The organism is Anoxynatronum buryatiense (assembly GCF_900182905.1).
GTDB classification, from domain to species: domain Bacteria; phylum Bacillota; class Clostridia; order Peptostreptococcales; family Tindalliaceae; genus Anoxynatronum; species Anoxynatronum buryatiense.
In genome coordinates this window covers 15,521-35,444 of sequence record NZ_FXUF01000006.1, presented here as the reverse complement: position 1 = coordinate 35,444, position 19,924 = coordinate 15,521, and the positions used below count along the sequence as shown (strand labels likewise).

16 protein-coding genes are annotated in these 19,924 nt (G+C 51.4%); 3 read left to right on the top strand and 13 right to left on the bottom strand.

What is annotated here, in order from left to right:
- Positions 1-91: 91 nt before the first annotated feature.
- The 7 genes from rsmA to metG form a co-directional block, all read right to left on the bottom strand.
- The gene (gene rsmA / locus QOL74_RS09340) at positions 92-979 is read right to left on the bottom strand and encodes a 16S rRNA (adenine(1518)-N(6)/adenine(1519)-N(6))-dimethyltransferase RsmA (RefSeq protein WP_283409203.1); all 888 of its coding nucleotides are present in this window, start codon (positions 977-979) and stop codon (positions 92-94) included.
- 50 nt (positions 980-1,029) lie between these two features.
- Positions 1,030-2,043 (bottom strand): resuscitation-promoting factor, encoded by a 1,014-nt coding sequence (locus QOL74_RS09335; protein WP_283409202.1) that lies wholly within the window; start codon positions 2,041-2,043, stop codon positions 1,030-1,032.
- 283 nt (positions 2,044-2,326) lie between these two features.
- A complete protein-coding gene (locus QOL74_RS09330) occupies positions 2,327-3,643 on the bottom strand; it encodes an HD-GYP domain-containing protein (protein ID WP_283409201.1) in 1,317 nt (438 codons plus the stop codon).
- A gap of 443 nt (positions 3,644-4,086) precedes the next feature.
- On the bottom strand, positions 4,087-4,512 hold the full coding sequence (locus QOL74_RS09325) for a DMT family transporter (protein ID WP_283409200.1): 426 nt from the start codon (positions 4,510-4,512) through the stop codon (positions 4,087-4,089).
- A 106-nt stretch (positions 4,513-4,618) separates the two neighbouring features.
- A complete protein-coding gene (locus QOL74_RS09320; RefSeq protein WP_283409199.1) occupies positions 4,619-5,317 on the bottom strand; it encodes a Crp/Fnr family transcriptional regulator in 699 nt (232 codons plus the stop codon).
- Positions 5,318-5,453: 136 nt separating this feature from the next.
- Positions 5,454-6,224: a TatD family hydrolase gene (locus QOL74_RS09315; protein ID WP_283409198.1), complete on the bottom strand. Its 771-nt coding sequence runs from the start codon at positions 6,222-6,224 to the stop codon at positions 5,454-5,456.
- A 71-nt stretch (positions 6,225-6,295) separates the two neighbouring features.
- Positions 6,296-8,305, bottom strand: a complete 2,010-nt coding sequence (metG, locus tag QOL74_RS09310) for a methionine--tRNA ligase (RefSeq protein ID WP_283409197.1) — start codon at positions 8,303-8,305, stop codon at positions 6,296-6,298.
- Between the two features lie 197 nt (positions 8,306-8,502).
- Here metG and QOL74_RS09305 point away from each other — a divergent pair, with 197 nt between their 5' ends.
- Complete coding sequence (locus QOL74_RS09305) at positions 8,503-9,930, top strand: nicotinate phosphoribosyltransferase (protein WP_283409196.1); 1,428 nt, start codon at positions 8,503-8,505, stop codon at positions 9,928-9,930.
- 132 nt (positions 9,931-10,062) lie between these two features.
- A complete protein-coding gene (locus QOL74_RS09300) occupies positions 10,063-10,644 on the top strand; it encodes an HDIG domain-containing metalloprotein (protein WP_283409195.1) in 582 nt (193 codons plus the stop codon).
- 188 nt (positions 10,645-10,832) lie between these two features.
- Here QOL74_RS09300 and QOL74_RS09295 read toward each other — a convergent pair whose 3' ends face one another.
- Positions 10,833-11,393 (bottom strand): response regulator, encoded by a 561-nt coding sequence (locus tag QOL74_RS09295; RefSeq protein ID WP_283409194.1) that lies wholly within the window; start codon positions 11,391-11,393, stop codon positions 10,833-10,835.
- A gap of 161 nt (positions 11,394-11,554) precedes the next feature.
- Positions 11,555-11,746: a helix-turn-helix transcriptional regulator gene (locus tag QOL74_RS09290; RefSeq protein WP_283409193.1), complete on the bottom strand. Its 192-nt coding sequence runs from the start codon at positions 11,744-11,746 to the stop codon at positions 11,555-11,557.
- A 138-nt stretch (positions 11,747-11,884) separates the two neighbouring features.
- Between QOL74_RS09290 and QOL74_RS09285 the strand changes: the two genes are divergently transcribed.
- Positions 11,885-12,676 (top strand): helix-turn-helix domain-containing protein, encoded by a 792-nt coding sequence (locus QOL74_RS09285; protein ID WP_283409192.1) that lies wholly within the window; start codon positions 11,885-11,887, stop codon positions 12,674-12,676.
- 144 nt (positions 12,677-12,820) lie between these two features.
- Here QOL74_RS09285 and QOL74_RS09280 read toward each other — a convergent pair whose 3' ends face one another.
- The 4 genes from QOL74_RS09280 to QOL74_RS09265 form a co-directional block, all read right to left on the bottom strand.
- On the bottom strand, positions 12,821-14,032 hold the full coding sequence (locus QOL74_RS09280) for a hypothetical protein (protein ID WP_283409191.1): 1,212 nt from the start codon (positions 14,030-14,032) through the stop codon (positions 12,821-12,823).
- A 373-nt stretch (positions 14,033-14,405) separates the two neighbouring features.
- Positions 14,406-15,923, bottom strand: coding sequence for an exopolyphosphatase (gene ppx / locus QOL74_RS09275; protein ID WP_283409190.1), 1,518 nt, complete (start codon positions 15,921-15,923; stop codon positions 14,406-14,408).
- 172 nt (positions 15,924-16,095) lie between these two features.
- Entirely contained in the window at positions 16,096-18,249 is a 2,154-nt protein-coding gene (locus QOL74_RS09270) for an RNA degradosome polyphosphate kinase (protein ID WP_283409189.1), read from the bottom strand.
- On the bottom strand, positions 18,233-19,807 hold the full coding sequence (locus QOL74_RS09265; RefSeq protein WP_283409188.1) for a Ppx/GppA phosphatase family protein: 1,575 nt from the start codon (positions 19,805-19,807) through the stop codon (positions 18,233-18,235). The genes QOL74_RS09270 and QOL74_RS09265 overlap by 17 nt, the downstream gene beginning before the upstream one ends.
- Positions 19,808-19,924: the final 117 nt, after the last annotated feature.

Here is a 19,924-nt window from a genome sequence, read left to right as displayed (position 1 = left end):
CCTTCAGGGGAGTACCTTAAGTGAAGCTTGCTGATTCAATGCCGCCCACTGCCTGCTGCCTGTTCACTGCTTCTTTAACTTATTCACTTATTCACTTACCTGTTCCCTGTTCCTTATCATCTGAACTGTCAGGCCACACGGATGCCAGCCGGGCAAACTCTTCGATGCTGAGGGTTTCCCCCCGGCGGTTGGCATCAATACCGGCGTCGTTAAGACGTCGGGCCACATCTGCCTTGTCGACAGCATCGGGCATGGTGCCCAGGGCATTCAGCAGGGTTTTGCGCCGCTGGCCAAAGGCAGCCCGCACCAGTTGAAAAAACAGGGCCGGGTCCGGAATATCCGCCGGTGGTGTCTCATGGCGGGTGAGACGCACCACTGCCGAAGCCACTTTAGGCCGGGGAATGAACACCTGGGGAGAAACGTCAAACACCTTTTCAGCTTCGCAGTAAAACCGGGCACCCACGGTGAGTGCTCCGTAGTCTTTGGTGCCTGGTTTGGCGGCCAATCGCTGAGCCACTTCCTTTTGAATCATGAAAAGCATCAGGTCGATATCCAGGCCGTCTTCCAGCAGTTTCATAATGATGGGGGTGGTCACATAATAAGGAAGGTTTCCCACCACCTTGATGCTTTGAAAGCCCGCTGCCCGCTGGGCTGTGATCCATTCGGCCAGGTTGGCTTTCAGTACATCCTGATGCCACAGGGTGAAATGAGGGTAATGCCCCAGGGTCTCCTGTAGAAAGGGGATCAGCGATTTATCAATTTCCACTGCCAGCACACTGCCGGCTTCCTGCAGGAGCATTTCTGTGACAATGCCGGCCCCGGGACCAATTTCGATCACGGCATCGGCCTTTGTCAGTTTTGCTGTCACCGCCATTTTACGCAGAATGTTTTCATCGGTGAGAAAGTTCTGCCCCAGGCTTTTGGTGAACTGGAAGCTCCCGGATTGCTGCAGCAGCCGGATTTTTTCCATGGGAGTCATGTGGCCACCTGCTTTCTTGTTCCTCGTCCAGTCTTATTGCTTATTCAGCCTTATTCATCTTCCAGCACGTAGACCCGTACCGACTGGCGGCCGAATCGCAGGGCTTCGCTGCGGCTTTCATAGTATAAATCGATGCGGTTGCCCCGAATGGCGCCACCGGTGTCTTCTGCATAAGAGACGCCATAACTGGAACTGCGGCCAAGGGATTCCACATACAGGGTACTGCCAAGGGGAATCACCCGGGGGTCAACAGCCACCACGCCCGGGCGCACCCGGGTTCCGCTGCGGGTAATGCCATAGCCTGGGTCACCCGGATTTTTGCCGGTGCTGTAATAGCCGGCGTCGTAGGCGGTGGCGGTCATGGTGTATACTTCCTTATAGCGAATCAGGTCACCGTCACCTGTGATTAACAAGCGTTCTCTGCCCTGCTCTTCCACATGATCCATCGCCGGCCGGAGCACCTCGGTGCTCACCAGCTCTTCTCCCGCCGGCTGGCCGTCTTTGGTGATGCGGGCCCGGCGGGCAAGGGTGAGCCCGGCTTCGCCTTCCTGTACCAGACGGGTTTCGTCCACCGGTAGTGCGTCTGTAAACCGGGTGATCTGCTGGGGCGGAATTTCCACCGTCTCATAATAATACTCTTTTTGAACCCGGGTGACAACTACCCGGGTTTCGGGTTTCAGCAGCGTCATCATGGCGGGTTCCACCTGGTCATACTCTCCCAGTTGAATGCCTGCTGACTGCAGCAGCCCCTGAACGGTATTTTCGGTGGTCATCAGTCGTTCTTCTGCGCCGTCTGCCTGAAGCCACACCGGAGTGGCCGACCGGATGGTGATGGTCATGCCGTTTTCGATCATGTCCTCGGGGCCTGGCGTTACGTAATCGTATTCTGCCAAAATCAGGTCGGTTTCGTCCAATAATTCCCGGACGGTTTCCACGCGGGTTTTTAAGGTAAACTGTTCGCTGCCTGCTTCAATCACCACGGTCTTATCCTGGGGAATCCCAAAGGCGGTGATGAGCATCATCCCGATGATCATGGGAATCAACAGCCCGATTTGTTTCTTCATTGGTGCCTCCTTCATTCTTCACAATCTGCAGCCGGGGTGAGCGTCTGCCCGGAACGGCAGCACACTTCCGCTTGCATTCTGTCTTTCCTGGCAAGGGGATTCTGCGGGATTTTGGCAGAAATTCATCTGTTAAATCGCGCATCTTCCGGAAAGTATTTATCGAATCGTCGTTTGAGTAATTTGCCAGGACAACAGAAAAAAAGACGCTTTTCTGAAAGCGTCCTCAATTTTAGTACGGTCCGCAGTTTTTGTCAAGCAAAAAAATCAAAGGCTTTTTTATGATCTAGCTAAATGAATGGATGTAGAGCTTATTGTTCTCTGGCCGACTTAAATCAATCAACTGATTGTTATTCTTTAATTTAACAATCGGACGGTATATATAAATGCGGGGCACAAAAATGATTTCACCCACTCGCTGGTCACTGAGCTTCACTTCCTGACCGAGAAAACAATTGCCGATGCGGTTCAGGAAAATATAGAGAATACGGGTGTCCAGTTTATCCATATATTCACTTTCAAGAATTTTAACAGCCTCAAAGGGGGTTCGGCGCTTTTCAACCCCATTGGCCATGGTCAATGAGTTGTATACATCGGCCACCGCAATAACTCTGGCTAAAATCGGAATTTTATCCTGCTTTAAGCCAAGGGGATACCCGCTGCCGTCACTGCGTTCATGATGAAGCAGAATGGCCTGCATCATGTCATGGGTGATGAAATCATACTTTTTCACCAACTCATAGCCCAGCACCACATGTTTCTGGTACTCCAGCTGTTCATCATGGCTCAGATCGTGGCGCTTTAGAATCAGTTCGGGAGAAATTTGCTCCTTGCCAATATCGTGGAGCAGGGCGCTGAGTGTCAGGTCTTTCATTTGTGTGGGGGTAAAGTTGAGCCAGGTGCCAATGTAGTGGCTGATAAGGGTGACGTGGTAATAGTGGGCAAAAAGGTCTCTGGCATCTTTTTTGATGCTCTCGATGAGCTGAAATACATTGATAATGCTGTCAAAGCTTTTAAGAATGCCCACCACCCGGTCTTCCATTTCTTCCCGGGTGACAGGATCGCCGTGAACGATCTTCTCAAAGTCGCTTTTGATGGCCTCCCGCTGTTCATAGTAACGGTCCTGAAAAGCCTTTGTTTCCTTGATGCGCCGTTGGCGCACTTTTCGTTCTTCTTCTGCCTGAATGATTGCTGGGTCGGCATACGTCACTGGGGGGAGAGGGGCTTCTGCCGTATCAGTTGCCGTATCGGGGGCGGTGACGGGTGCGGTTTTGGGGGCGGAAAGATCTGGCTTCGCCGGCGACGCTTGTTTAACTGAAGGTTCATCCGTTTTTATGGTTGGGTCCGCCAGCGCGCTGCCATTGGTGCCCGCCGGATATGTGGCTGTATGGGTGGGTTTCAGGCGTACTTTCAGCCCTTCCACCTTGTGGAGGGTTAGAAACTGAATGAGCTTACGTGTGTCTTCCACCACAAACCCTGAGGCAATCAGCACATTTCCCCGCTGGTTCACGATATCTTCCGCAATCACCATCCCTGGTTTCAGCTCGTTGAGGTCAGTAATGGATTGATACTTTTCGGGGGGTTGAGAAATGGGGTTCGCCATGAGGTTTCCTCCTGTCCGTTGATCCTCTTTTGCTGCTCTTATTATACCTTTAATTTGCCATTGCCATTGTCTTTCAGAAGATTTTCTGGGAAAAATCGATGAATATGGGACTTTTGGTCCCCCAACATCGTCCAATGCCTGGAAAATTTTCGGAATTTGGGCTAAATAGATGCTTTTGATCCTGTTTGCAAGGTTCGTTTGCAATGTTTGTATATTTATCGGCTTTTTGGCCTCATTAATAAGTAGGATTCATGGCCCGAATAGGAGAAAAGGATTCCCTGGCCGGGGAATCCGCCGTAGAATGTTCCCCTATGTCGCGTTCCCGCCTGCGTCAGTTTTTCAGATGAGCGAAAAAAAGCCATTTTCCGTGTCGTCCCTTGGCATTGGGATCACGCCGGAAAATGGCGAGGGGGGAGTTGGCATAGTCAGGTTGCTGCATCGTTTTATACGATTTTAAAAATCAGAATACCGGCAAGTATCACCAGTAATCCGGCGGGTTTTGTCCAGGTGAGGGGCACCTGCTCCAGGCCAAACAGGCCGAAGGTGTCCATTGCCAGTGCCGACAATAACTGCGTCATGAGAATAATGGTGGTGGCCTGGGCTGCTCCCAGCCGGCCAATGCCGTTCATCACACTATACACGATGACCACGCCAAAGGCACCACCCAGCAAATAGGCCCGGTTGACTTCAAAAGCATTGGAAAGCCCGCCCCACCCAACCCGGGTCAGAATCGCCATGGCCACCAGCAGTCCTGTGGCATGAACGATGGCAGTGGTTTCCCACAGCCCCACTTTCTCACCCAGACGCGTGTTAAACACGCTTTGCAGGCTGATGAAAAGCCCTGCAAGAATGGCGTACAGAATTCCCATTGAAAATCGCCTCACTCAATCCATATTTATATACTCGCATTTCTTCGTTCTTCAATCGTATTGATTTCTTCTTGATTTGTATTGCTTCATTCTTCATTTGTATTGTTCATTCGTATAAGTTGCCGTTTGCCAATAACAGCAGCTGCTCCAGGTTTTTCACCATGAGACTGCCCTCCTGACGCTCCACCAGCCCTTCCATTTCGAACTGGCGAATCACCCGGTTCATGTGGCGGTAACTGGCACCCAGCAGGTGGGCGATTTCTGTGACGCTGCTGGTTTTAATCTCAGCCGCAAACCGGGAGCCGCCGTCAGTGGAAATGGTGGACACCAGATAACTGGCCAACCGGTTTTCAAGGGGGTACAGGAGATTCAGACTGGATGCATTGGAAATGGTGTACAGCTTGTGGCTTAGATGCCGAATGATAAAACGCAGTACCTGCGGGTTATTCGAACCATGGGCGGCCACGGCGCTCTGGGGCACCATGAGCAGCTGAGAGGGCTGCACCACTTCCACAAATGTCTGCACTTCGTAATCGGAGAAGGCCTCCATGTCTCCAATGACTCCCAGGGGATTATTGAAGCGGAGGAGAAACTGCTTGCCATTCTCCAGGGTGCGGTAAATTTTCAGTTTTCCCTGCACCAGCAAAATCAACTGGTTGAGGGTTTCACCGGGGCAACAGAGCAAATCGCCGGCATCTGCTTCAAAGAGTTCAAAAGCCTTCATGATTTCCGGGGGGAAGATGGTGTTCAGTTGATATTGGCGATTCCAGTGCTCAATGGCCTGGGGTTGGCACAGTTTGTTCATGACAGCCGGCTCCTCTCGCCTTCATCCGATGGTTCTGTTTCCGGGATTGATTGCATTATACCTCACCCCGGCAGTCATGAACAGGACATATGGCCGACGCACCGCAAAAAAAGCCGCTTTTGGCGGCTCTACCTGCTTATTCTGCGATTCGAAACAGTTTTTTGGTGTTGGCCATGGTTTGAGCGGCCACCTCTTCCACAGGGATTTTTTGGGCAGCTGCAATGGCATCGGCCACCCGGGGTACATAGGCGGGTTCGTTGCGGCGGCCCCGGTGGGGTACCGGCGCCAGGTAGGGGCAGTCGGTTTCGATGAGAAGCCATTCCAGGGGAATTTCTGCGGCCACCTCTCTGGTTTTACGGGCGTTGTGAAAGGTAATGGGACCGGCCAGGGAGATGTAAATCCCCCGTTTCACGTATTCCCGGGCCATTTCCACACTGCCGGAAAAACAGTGCATGACGCACCCGGTTTCGGCCACACCCGTTTCTTCAATGAGGTCAAACACGTCGCCGTGGGCTTCCCGGTCGTGGATGATCACCGGCAGGTGGAGACGCCTGGCCAGCAGGAGCTGTTCTTTGAACCAGCGCTGCTGGTCTTCCTGCGGCGAAAAATTGTAATGATAATCCAACCCGATTTCACCGATGGCCACCACTTTCGGTTCCCGGGTGAGGGCTTCCAGCTGGTCCAGGTGCTGGGGAAGCATGTTTTTCACATCGTGGGGGTGAATGCCCACAGCAGCATAGAGACCCTCATGGCCGGCGGCCAAAGCCACCGCCTTTTGGGAACTGGCCATGTCGGCACCGGGGTTGATAATGTGGGTGACACCGGCTTCTTTCGCCCGCTGAAGCACGGCGGTCAGGTCTTCACTGAATTTGTTATCGTCCAGATGGGCGTGACTGTCAAAATACATGAGTGTTGCCTCCTTCGTTATTTCGCATGCCGTTAAAAAGGGGAACCACGAAGGGTTCCCCTTTTAACGGCTCAGCTGACGCTGGCACCGTCTGTCATGGCTTTATCAACAGTGAGCAGTCCCAGACCGTTTTCATCTTCTGCCGCCATGATCATACCCTGGGATTCAATACCCCGGAGCTTGATGGGCTTCAGGTTTTTCAGATAAATCACGGTTTTACCCACCAGACTTTCGGGGGTGTAGGCCTGGGCAATGCCGGAAACCACCTGGCGGGTTTCGTCTCCCACCTGCAGCTGCAGCACCAGCAGGCGGTCTGCCTTGGGATGCTTTTCTGCCGACAGCACTTTGGCCACCTTCAGATCGATTTTGGCAAACTCATCGATGGTGATTTCTGCTTTAGCAGGCTCTTCTTCATGAGCAGCTTCTTGGGCTGTTTGATCTGCTTTCTGGTCTGCGGCCTTGGTGCCTCCTGCCAGTTTGACGGCGTAGGCGTCATTGGCGGCAGCCAGGTCCACCGCTTCTTTCTCCAGGTCAAGGCGCTTGAAAAGAGGTGCGCCCTTATCCACTTTGGTTCCCTGGGGAATGCCGGTGAAAGTGCCGGTGGCTTCCCAGGTGAGGATGGTGTCGGAATCGGCAAGGCCCAGCTGCTTCTGAATTTCGGCTGCGGTGTGGCCCATGAAGGGGCGAATCAGCAGACTGACGATGCGCAGGCATTCTGCCAGGTGATTGAGCACCGTGTCCAGCCGGGGCTTTTGGGCCGGGTCTTTGGACAGTACCCAGGGAGTGGTTTCGTCGATGTATTTGTTGGAGCGGCGCACAATTTTCCAGATTTCTTCCAGGGCCTCGTGAAACTGCATATGATCGATGGCAGTTTCCACCTTGGCGGCGGCTCCCAGTGCGATGGTGCGCAGTTCATCATCCACAGGGGCTTTTTCATCAGCCGCCGGCACAATGCCTTCATTATATTGCTGAATCATGGCCACGGTGCGGCTCACCAGGTTGCCCAGGTCGTTGGCCAGATCGGCGTTGTATCGCTGGATGAACAGGGTGTTGGTGAAGTTGCCATCCTGCCCGAAGGTGAACTCCCGCAGCAGGAAATATTTCAGGGCGTCAATGCCGTAGCGCTCGATGAAGGGCTCGGGATAAATGATGTTGCCCTTGGATTTGGACATTTTATCTTCGCCAAAGAGGATCCATCCGTGGCCAAAGACCATTTTAGGCAGGGGCAGCTCAAGGGCCATGAGCATAATGGGCCAGATGATGGTATGGAACCGGACGATTTCTTTGGCCATGAGATGTACGTTGGCGGGCCAGAACTTATGGTACAGCTCCGGATTTTCCTGGGAACCCCAGCCCAAGGCGGTGATATAGTTGGAAAGGGCGTCCAGCCATACGTAGATCACGTGCTTTTCGTCAAAGGGAACGGGAATTCCCCAGTCGAAGCTGGTGCGGGAAACGCACAGGTCTTCCAGCCCCGGCTTCAGGAAGTTGTTCAGCATTTCATTCTTGCGGGATGCAGGCAGACAGATTTCAGGAAAATCTTCGTAATACTGAATCAGCCGGTCCTGGTACTTGGACAGCTTGAAGAAGTAGGCTTCCTCCTGGGTGAGCTGGGCTTCCCGGTGGCAGTCGGGGCACTTGTGGCCTTCTTCCAGCTGGGTTTCTGTCCAGAAAGACTCGCAGGGGGTGCAGTACCAGCCTTCGTAGGTGCCTTTGTAAATATCCCCTTTGTCGTAGAGGGTTTGAAAAATCTTTTGCACGGCTGTTTTGTGATGTTCATCGGTGGTGCGAATGAAAATATCGTAGGAGATTTCCATGTTTTTCCAGATCTTTTTGATGTCTGCCGCCATGCCGTCCAGATACTCCTTGGGAGCCATGCCCTTGGCTTTGGCACTGGCCTGAATCTTTTGACCGTGCTCGTCGGTGCCGGTGAGAAAAATCACCTCATGGCCGGTTTCCCGTTTAAAGCGGGCCAGGGCATCTGCCGCCACGGTGGTGTAGGTATGTCCGATATGCAGCTTGCCGCTGGGATAATAGATGGGGGTGGTCACGTAATATGTGCCCTTTTGCTGGCTGGTCATCTTGTTGCCTCCTTCGCTACTCGTTCACAACGCTTTCATTGCTCGTTCACTTTAGACTATACTATATCTGAACCCGGGGTGATCGTCAAGTGGAAGCCGCACAGGGCAAGGTTTTTAGCAGCTTTTGAGCCTTGCATTGGCGGCAGGCATCCACTTATGATACAATGGGGTAAAATTCACAGAAAAGAGCGGATGACATGCGAAACCTGTCGATGATGACGGATTACTATCAGCTGAGCATGATGAAAGGGTATCTGGAAAGCGGCGTTCATGAGGATGAGGTGGTTTTTGACCTGTTTTTCCGAAAAAACCCTTTTCATAACAGTTTCACCATTGTGGCTGGTATGGAGTCCCTCATTGACTATATCAACGGCCTTTCTTTCACAGAGGATGATCTGAAATATCTGGCGTCGGTGGGGTTTGACAAGGTGTTTCTGGAACATCTAAGGGCTTTTCGCTTCACCGGTGATATCTGGGGGGTGGCGGAAGGCACCATCATGTTTCCCCACGAACCGGTGATTCGCGTGAAAGCTTCCATCTTTCAGGCCCAGCTCATTGAAACTGCCCTCTTAAATATTATCAATTTCCAGTCTCTCATTGCCACCAAAGCCGCCCGCATCTGCGAGGCCGCCCAGGGTGATCCGGTGTTTGAGTTTGGTCTGCGGCGGGCCCAGGGGCCGGATGCAGGCATTTACGGCGCCCGGGCCGCTTACATCGGCGGCTGTGTTTCCACTTCCAATGTGCTGGCGGGGAAACTTTACGGCATTCCCGTGGTGGGCACCCACGCCCACAGCTGGGTACAGAAATTCGAAACAGAGCTGGACGCTTTTCGGGCTTACGCCAGCAGCTACCCGGAAAACTGCCTGCTGTTGGTGGATACCTTTAACACCATTGAGAGCGGCATTCCCAACGCCATCACGGTATTTCGGGAGCTTCAGGAAAAGGGTTTCAAACCCAAAGGCATCCGCATTGATTCCGGCGATATCGCCTATCTTTCCAAGGTGGCCCGCCGCATGCTGGACGACGCTGGCTTCCCCAATACGGCCATCGTCGCTTCCAGTGACCTGGATGAAGACACCATCGATTCGCTGAAGGTGCAGGGTGCCATGATCACCCACTGGGGGGTGGGTACCAACCTGATCACCTCCAGCAACTGGCCTGCCCTGGGAGGCGTCTATAAACTGGCCGCCGCCGCCGAAAGCGGTGCGCTGGTGCCGAAAATCAAGATTTCCGATAACCCGGAGAAAATCACCAACCCGGGGCTGAAAAAAGTGACCCGCATTTATGACGAAAGCGGCCTCTTCGCCCTGGCAGATCTCATCATGCTGGCAGATGAAACCATTGACACCAGCGAACCACTCACTATTTTTCACCCCATTTACACCTGGAAAACCAAAACCTTCCGCCGGTATTCCTTGCGGGAACTGCTGGAGCCGCTGTACCTAAATGGCAAGCTGGTGTATGAGCGGCGCACTGTTCAGGAAGTACGGGCCAATGTGCGCCGGGAACTGGACGGTTTGTGGCCGGAATATAAGCGTTTGCAGCGACCGCAGATTTACAAGGTGGATTTATCGAAGAAACTCTGGGATCTGAAGCACCAGATGATGCTGGCCCATAAAGAGTAAGAGATGGATGGCCAGGCATCAAATCTCACCGGCGAACAGTCTCTGGCATCCCATCACACCAATGACAGATTTCAGAGGATCATTTGGGGTATTATACTTGGTAACTGATCATAAACCATAAGGAGGCACCTCATGTTAACACGGGAAGCGGCTTATGCATTACTGACAAAATACAATGAAAGTGAAGCGCTGGTCACCCATGCCATGGCAGTGGAGGCGGTGATGCGGTACTTTGCCCGGCAACTGGGAGAAGATGAAAATTACTGGGGTGTGGTGGGCCTGATTCACGACATCGATTACGAAAAATACCCGGAGGAACATTGCCATAAGAGCAAGGAAATTTTGGAAGCCGAAGGGGTAGATGCAGATATCGTTCATGCGGTGATTTCCCATGGCTGGAATATCTGCATTGATGTGGAACCCACCCGCAAAATGGAAAAGGTGCTCTATGCCACCGACGAACTGACGGGCCTTATTAATGCCACGGTGTTGATGCGTCCTGACAAGAGTATTATGGATCTTGAAGTGAAATCGGTGAAGAAGAAATTCAAATCAAAAGGATTTGCCGCCGGTGTGAACCGGGAAGTGATTCTGACCGGTTGCGGTATGGTGGACATGGAGCTGGATGAAGTGATTCGATGGTCCATTGAAGGTATGAAGGAAGCTGCCGAATCTCTGGGGCTGGCAGGGCAATCCGCTGAATCATCCATTTAGAAAGATCTTTTTAAAATCATCATTGAGAAATCTCTTTTTCAGTGTTCCCTGCAATAGCATTCATCTCGGACATACTAAAAGCGACTTTCCGGAAACAACCTTCTCCACAAGGTTTTCTGGCAGCCGCTTTTTCTTTTCAATAAAATATGATACTGGCGCCACCGCCATCATTGGCCTGTAAACGCTTTTTACGTTTCTTCAGTATCGCCGCTGATTTCCTGAAGTACTTGATTCAGCTTCCTGAAATCGATGGGCTTGCTGATAAACCCGTTCATTCCCACAGACTGGCATTGCTGCACGTTTTCCTGTGAATCATGGGCTGATACCGCCACAATGAATGGCTGATGACCCTTTTTCAACTCTCTGATCTGTCTGGCAGCCTCGTACCCGTCCATCACCGGCATTTGCAGGTCCATGAGCACCAGTTTGTAATTTTTCTTCTGGCAGGCTTCCACTGCTTCCTGCCCATTTTCAGCCACCTCGATGACATATTCCTGTCGGTGAAGAAACCGGACAATCAGTTCCCGGTTGATTGCCTGGTCATCCACCACCAATATGCGATATGGTTTATTGTCACAAAAGGGCAAGTGGCGAAAGAGAACTGATTCTTGCTGAAACCAATGTTTTATGCTTGCTTTGCTCTTAGACATTTCTATTTTCTTTTCGAAGGGCGGCGAACTCTGGCACACGTTTGTTCCTGATGATTCAGATGACTGTTCTTCCGTTAATGGCGTTCTTTCTTTATACAATGTGCTTGCCTCCTTATGTACGCTTCGCGGGTCCTGGTTGTGAGTCAGCCTAGTGAAAGATGTTTCTCATCATTCCCTCCACCATTTCATTCTCTGAAAAAGGGCTGGTTTCACCGCCTTTCTTTGGATCCTTATCATATGTACCGTCTTCATTAGGGTCTTCATTTCAGTGCCTTTTCGATGATTTTTCTATATTTATACCCTGGCGCGGCGCCATACAGCATTTCACTCAGTCTGGTTTGCCCGATACCAAATTTTTCACAAAATTCTTTTTGCGTCAAATTTTTTTCCAGCAGACGCTTCTTGATTTCAATGCCATAGGGAGTCAATTTTCGTTTACCCAGAATTTTCACCTCCGCTATCATGCTTGACGTAGAAGGATTTGAAAGGTTGTGATAAAATTGTTATAGTAATAAATTACACTCTGACACCAGTATAATCGTATGTACGATAACTGTCAAACAAAATTAACCCGAATGGATGTGGCTGTATTGGATGACTTCATTGAGCGCATTAAGCGGGTTCGTCTCTCCAACAAACTTACCCAGCAAAAGTTTGCGGAAGCCCTCGGCTCTTCCCAGGGAAATGTTGCCGACTGGGAAAGGGGTCGTTCAGTTCCCAGCGCTGCCGCCATTCGAAAAATCGTAAATACGTTTAGCGTGGATCCTGCCTGGTTGATGAACGGTTCTTCATCCTCTTCTGAAACCCTCCTTTCAATGCCCTACCCATTAAACGATGACGAAAAAAAAGAAATCACTCAATTTGCCCATTGGCTTGTTGCCAAAAGACCTGCCCCCCATGGGTCTGATGCCCCGTCGAGCATCTCTGCTGAAACAACAGGGGCTGGTACACCATCTCATGAGGAGAGTACTGTCACCATGATGCTCCCGGTGATTTCAAACCCAAAGTCGAATGAGCCAGTGCCCTTTGAGCAATTGCTAAAGGGTTTTGCTCCCATCAACAAATCGCTTCTTCAAGGAGCTTGTATGCTGCTGCTGATTGATGAAGACCAGCTGCTCCACACCGGCATGCGCCGCAACGATCTGGCACTGATTCAGCTGCACGCCCGCCCGCAGCCGGGCGACCTGGCAGCCCTTCGGCTTCATCATCAAATCGTCTTTGCCTATTGCCAGCAGTCAAAACATTCCTTGGAATACAAGTTACTCCATGCACCGGAATCACCGCCCATTTCATCACAGGACTCTTCCCTTGTGGGAAAAGTCCTGCACATTATCAAGCAAGAGCATGTATCTCTGACTTTTCATCTTGCACATGCATTTTAACGTCCGTCCATCCAATTTGAGAAGTTGCATCTCAAATCACGTCATAATTCTCGCGCCACCAAACAAAAAAAACCGCCCGGAAAAGCGATGAATGGCTGTTTAGCCAGACGCTTTTCCGAGCGGTTTTAATTGTAGCGGGTGTGACTACTGCACTTGCTGGTAATGCACTTCGATGATGCGGATGTCGGCATTCCAGATCACTTCATACCCAAAGTTTTCAAGATCCTTCACCAGCATCATTTCATCAGAGGGCTCCAGGTCAAGTCCGAAAATCTCCACAGCAGCGGCCACACTCATGTAGGAACGGCCATCCGGCGAAAATTCGATAACGACTTCTCCCTCTTCAAAATCTTCCATTCGGAAGTAGTAGCCTTCGCTGGGGTCAATGATGGCGGCCACCTGGTAATCTGCGGTCTCCATGCCTGCGCCACCCATCATGCCGGCCATCATCATGTTGGTCAAATCATCTTCAGTGATGACTTTTACTGAGGTGGGCAATTGGATGTTGGCTTCTGCCAGTTTGCTGGCGGTGCTCACCATTTCCAGGCTGAAGTTGCCAAAGGGGGTGGTGAGGAACAGGCTGCCAGCTTCTGCATAGACATCTTCTTCAAAAGTGGTGGCCTGGTGATAGGTGCTGCCGGCTATGGCTTCTTTTGCCATGTCCAGCATGGGAACCACCATCTGCTGGTACATTTCAAGGACTTCGGCCTTTTCAGCCTCTGTCAGTTCCATTTCATCTTGCATTCCCATGATGCCCATCATTTCATCCATATTGCTCATGACATAAAGCATGTAGGCATTAAACAGGTCGACCATTTCGTCGGCCGTCATGGCGAGATGGTACACGCCGTCTTCCAGGGTCATGTTGAACTCGAAATCCAGTTCCATGCCTTCCACAAATTCCAGAATTTGCAGCAGAAAACCACGGTCCAGCTTCATACCGGTGTCGCCGCTTTGCAGCATTACAAAATCTTCTTCCAGCTCAAAGGTTTCTCCTGCCAGGGCAGCAAAATAGAGGATGGGCTCTGCGTTGAAGTACAGGTCTGTTCCCTGGGTGTACATTTCAATCACAGGAATCTCCAGGTCCATTCCCACCACTTCAATTTCGATGCGGCTTTGTGTCACAAAGGTGTCAAGATCTGAAACCCCTGTCATTTTCACATTCGCCGTGATGGGCTCTTCGCCGGGCATGCTGATGGTCAGTGTGAGATCTGACTCACTTTCCATGATCTGCCATTCTTCATAGATGGTTTTCATCTCCAGCCAGTAAGCTCCCGCCGGTGTGGGCTCTGCGGAAACAAATCCCACAGACAGTAACAGAACTGCCAATACCATTGCCAATACGCGCTTCTTCATTGTCACAACACTCCTTCTGTTTTTTACCTGTTTCATGACACCACTTATGGCAACATCCCATGTCACATAAGAACATTCCATTTTTTGTTTCGGTTCAAGCCGATGTCACAACAGTCACGTTTGTTGCCTGATTGCCATTTCCTGTTGCATGGTGCACGATGCCTGCTGCCGCTTGTTTTTCTCTTCCGTGCTCTTTGTTTCATGTGCAGGACATTCCCCTTTTGGTAAAATGCCCACAACAAAAAAAGTGTTTTCACTACCCTTCACAATTATAACGGATTATCGGGGCAAATGTCTGCGTTATTTAAAATATTTTTCTCAAATCTCAGAATCAACCCACGGAATCAGGCCTTTTGCCTCATGGGTGATCGGATTATACAATATACAGTTTTCGGCCAAAGAGTTTTTTGAAGTCTTTCTGAAAAGCCATGGCTGTGGTGATTTCCAACTCTGGGCTGTTGGTGGTTTTCACCAGCACCTGCACATCGCTGTCGCTGACATAGCAGACCAGGTCTTGCACACTGGCGGTTTCGCTCCGGTCCAGTTTTTCAGCAATGCGCACAAAAAGGCTGAGTTTTCGGATGATATCAAGGTCTTTGTCGTCAATGAGCATCCCATAGGCCTGCCAGTCTTCCTTTAAATTGGCTTCCCGGTGCATGCCCACCACAAAGGCACAAATAACCCGCTCCCGGTTTCGCAGCCCATTGAGGCGGGCATTGAGGCTCAGGTAAAACCCGTGCTTGTGGTGGTTGTAATAGTCGATGTACATGCCCACATCATGGAGAAGGGATCCCACTGCCAGCAGGCGGCGCTCAGCTTCGCCCAGCCCGTGGAGCTCCCGGGTCTGGTCGAACAGGGCCAGGGCCAGCTTTTTCACGTGATGACAGTGGCTCAGGTTCATTTCAAAGTTTTTCAGGGTATTGTCCACCGAATGGAAGGTGACATCTTCGATCAAGCCCCCCTGATGTTGGGTTTCATTCAGATAGTGCTCGTAGAAAACGCCTTCCCGCAGGCCGTTGCCGCTCACCATGAGTTTTTTGGCTCCAATGGTTTTCATTAACGCCCAAAGGGGTGTGACGCCGGCGGCAATGATGTCGGAACGGTCTTTGTTCACGCCGGGAATCTGCCGAATTTCTGCCAGGGTGCCCCGGGTCACCTGCTGATAGTGGGCTTCCACTTCGTCATCCCGCATCTGGTAATTGTGGAGGCTTTCCAGGGGATAGCCGATTTTATACTTGTTCATTTTTGCCAGGGTTCGGATGGTGCCCCCCAATCCCACCACCGGGTATCCCTTCAGCGGTTTCAGCCAGTCAAGGGATTCTATGTGCTTTTTCACATAGTGTTCCACTTTTTTCACTTTTTCAGGGGTAATGGCTTCTTTTCCCAGGAACTTCTCTGTCAGGGTCACTGCCCCAAAGGGAAAGGACACGGCTTTTTTCAGCTGACGCTTTTCGATCCAAACCACCTCGGTGGAGGCACCGCCGATGTCAATCATCACGCAGGAGTCCACTTTCATGGTGTTGATGACGCCCATGTAGCCGTACCAGGCCTCTTCTTCCCCGGTGGCCACCCGAAAATCAAAGCCCGTCTCCGCACTGACTTTTTCCAGGAACAGAGCCTGGTTGGAAGCGTTGCGCACGGCGGCGGTGGCAATGGGAATCACCCGGTCTGCCTGGTGTACACGAATGAGCTTTTTAAACAGGTTCAGGGTATGCATGGTGCGTTTCATGGGAAGGGGTTTCAGGGTGTTTTCCTCTCCCATGCCTTCACTGAGACGCACCATGTCTTTCACCTGATCCAGCATTTTGTAGGAGCCGTCTTCGTTCATTTTCATCATCAACATACGCACTGAGTTGGACCCCAGGTCAATGATGGCGACTTTCTGGTTCATGACTTTTCCTCTTCTCTGTATCCTCTCACCGATGTTTTTACCGGCTTTTGGTGGTTCTTAGCAGCGCTTGGTGGTTCTCGCCGTTTTTTTGTCACAAGGATTGATGACACCTATTATACCACTGTTCTCCGTTTTGCCAATCATGAGGTCTGACAAATACACTGCACTACCATCAGGGTGTTTCCTTCTTCAGTGCCTCACTGGACAAAATGGGTTCGAAGGTGATCGCTGCCTCCTGTTGCCGCCGGTGTTCCTTTTCCAGCACCCGGGCCCGCTCACAAAAGTACAGCTGGGCTTCCAGCCGCTCCTTGCCCCGTTTGTCAACCCGGAGGTAGCTGCCATCCGGCTGCAGCAGCCGGGTTTTCAGAGTATCATTGAACAGTATCCGCATCACTTCCAAAATTTGTGCCTTAATGTCCGGTTCTTCCACCTCAAACAGCAGCTCAATGCGCCGGTCAAGATTTCGGCTCATCCAGTCGGCACTGGAAAGATAGACGGGACGCCGGCCATCCTGCTCAAAATAGAAGATGCGGGGATGCTCCAAAAATCGGCCCACAATACTGTGCACAGTAATATTTTCGCTGATGCCGGGAAGACCGGGGCGCAAACTGCAAATGCCCCGCACCAGCAGTTGAATGGTCACCCCAGCCCGGGAGGCATCATACAGGGCTTCAATAATCTGCTGATCCACCAGGGAGTTCATCTGCGCCCGAATCATCGCTTTTTTGCCCTGACGGGCATTTTCAGCCTCCTGATGGATAAGACGGTTAAACGTCTCTCGCATGTTCAGGGGTGCCACGGTGAGTTTGAAAAGATCCGGCGGCTCGGAATAGCCGGTGAGCATGTTGAAAAAAGAGGAAGCTTCTGCCGCATATTGCTCTCTGCAGGTGAAAATGCCCATGTCGGTGTAGAGGCGGGCGGTGGAATCGTTGTAGTTGCCCGTGCCCAGATGAAGGTAACGCTTGATGCGGTCTTCTTCCCGTCGAACCACCAGCGTGATTTTGGAATGGGTTTTCAGCCCCACCAGGCCATAAATCACATGACAGCCGGCCTTTTCCAGTTGCTTTGCCCATTGGATGTTGTTTTCTTCATCAAACCGGGCCATGACTTCCACCAGCACCGTTACCTGCTTACCCCGGTCGGCGGCTTCTGCCAGGGCCTTAATGATGGGTGAGTCGCCGCTCACCCGGTAAAGGGTCTGCTTGATGGCCAGTACCTGTGGATCTTCGGCGGCCTGTTGCACAAAGCGAATCACCGGCTCAAAACTGTCGTAGGGCACATGAAGAAACCGGTCTTTTTCAGCGATGATCTGAAAAATGGATGCTTCTTCCCTGAAAATCGGAGGCATCACCGGTTCAAAATTCGGATATTTCAAGTGATCAAAGCCCGGGGTTCCACAGGCTTTCATGAGAAATGTCAGGTCGAGGGGGCCGTTCACCAGGTATATTTCGCCCCGATGAATCTCCAGAGATTCCTGAAGAATATCCAACAGCTGCGGATCCATGCGGGCGTCAGCCTCCAGACGAATGGCCGCTCCCCAGCGCCGCCGCTTCACGGATTTTTCAATCTCCATGAGCAGGTCTTTGGCTTCCTCCTCTTCAATGGAAAGGTCGGCGTTGCGGGTGATCCGGTAGGGGTGGGCACAGAGAATCCGGTGGCTGGTGAACAGTTCCTGGAGGAAGAGCATCATCACTTCTTCCAGCAACATGTATTCCACGCCCTCCGGCGCTTCTGATGGCAGGGGCACCAGACGGGGCAGCATGGCCGGCACCTGTACCGTCGCAAAAGTGGGGGTTTCTTCCCCTTTCTCCTTCACCAGCAGGGCAATATTAAGACTGCGGTTGAGGATGAGGGGGAAGGGGCGGGAAAAATCCACTGCCATGGGGGTGAGAACAGGGTAGATCTGCTGGCGAAAGTAATCTTCCACATATTTTCGTTGTTGCCGGCTGAGCTGTTTTTCTTTCAGAATGCGAAACCCCCTCTTTTTCAGCCGGGGCAGCAGGCTTTTGTTATAGGTGTTGTACTGGTGGTTGATCATTTCATGTACCCGGATGGAAATCTGCTTCAACTGGCGTTTGGGAGTAAGTCCCGAAGGGTCTGCCTTATCATAGCCGGCATTCACCTGTTCTTTCAGTGAAGCCACCCGCACCATGAAGAATTCATCCAGGTTTGAACTGGCAATGGCCAAAAATTTCATCTGCTCAAAAATGGGGTTCCTTTTGTCCCGGGCTTCTTCCAGCACCCGGTGGTTGAACTCCAGCCAGCTCAGCTCCCGGTTGATGAAATGGTCGCTGTGGTAAGTGATTTCATCAGGCATTTTCTGCATGGGCCATCTTCCTTTTCACTTTAAGTTGGGGGCGAATGCCAAACACTTCCTGAAAAAACTCAGATTTCACTTCGAAGGTCCATTCTTCCAGCAAAGCTTCTTCCACCGATTCTCCTTTAATCATCATGGTCTCGCCTTTCATGGCGATGCTCAAGCCGCTGATTTTCTGCCGGTGACTGCGGTCAAGGGCATCGGCCATGCGAATGATGGCCACCAGTTTGGCAGTGATCACCCGGTTGCGAGCCCGCATGTGCCAATAATTTTCATGGGACTGTTGCGGAATCTGGCTGGAATGATACCGGGCCACATTGGCCACGATGTCCTGCTCTTCCTCTGTCACTCCCAGCATTTCAGAAGCTTTGATCAGATTGTAGGAATGAATGTAGTGTTTGTTAAGATTGACGAACTTGCCGATATCGTGGAGTTTTGCCGCCAGACGAAGCAGGTATTTTTCCCGTTCTTTCATTCCATGGGTTTTTTTCAGGGCATCGAAAATGGCAATGGATTTTGTTTCCACATCAGCGGCATGGTTCATATCGGCATGGTATTTGCGAGCCAGCCCCAACGCCAGCTCCTGCACATCTTCCAAAAATTCCTGCTGACGGTTGGTCTTGAAGCGCTGATCGATGAAATCAGCAACAATGCCGTCGGCAAGCGACACCAGCGGGGTGTAGAGGCACTGGGCGTCGGTCATTTCCACACATTTTTTCAGTACCATCATGGAAGGCAGCAGCGTGGCGGCCATATCAGAAGGCAGCCCGTAGTCCCGGGCCAGCAGAGGAGTGGGTTTTTTCACCATTTCCCGGTAAAACCGGGTGAATGCCTCCATGGATATGGTTCTGAGCCGGTCTGCCTGATCAGTCTGATTGCACAGTTTGCTGATGGTTCTCATTTCACTTCCCAGCGCTATGAAGTGGTTCAACTGGTAACGTTCACGGATGAACCGGAGAATATCCAGGTGACTTTCCACATATTCTTCCAGTAAATTGGGAAAATCTTGCGTGCGCTGCTCCAGGGTGGAGAGCACCTCCCTGAGACGTAAATGCCCCAGTTTTAAATTATGGGTACGCTGGAGGGCCCCCTGGTGGTAAAGGGACATTTCAATGCTGCCGGAGCCGATTTCCACCACCATGACCCCATCTTTTCGAATGGTTTTATGATCAGGCAGATTCTCCCGAATGGCTTTATAGGTGAGAAAGCGCTCCTGGGCATTGGTGAGCACTTCCACCTTCAGGCCGGTTTTCAGCTTAATCTGATCCACCAGGTAATCTCTGTTTTGGGCCTCCCGAATGGCGCTGGTGGCCACCGCCCGATAGTGCTTCGACTGATATTCCTGCATGAGGCGCTGGAAACCGGTGACAATGTCGCAGGCTTCTTCAACGGTTTCGTAACTCACCTTACCCATTGAAAAAGTATCCCGCCCAAGAGACGCAGGCTTCGACAGTTTTTCGATGGTGTGTACCTGGCCGTCTTCGTCCACTTCCACGATTTTCATTTTCAGTGAGTAAGAACCAATGTCGATGGCACTCATCACTGCTTTTTTACGGGTTTCCGGCATATCAGCCGCCTCCAATCTCTGCAACCCTCATCGGTTGTCGCCCCACTGTTTCCTTTTGAACTTCACCTGCTTTTTCTGTCTGGCAGGACGTTTACCTTTTATTATAGGCTATTTACC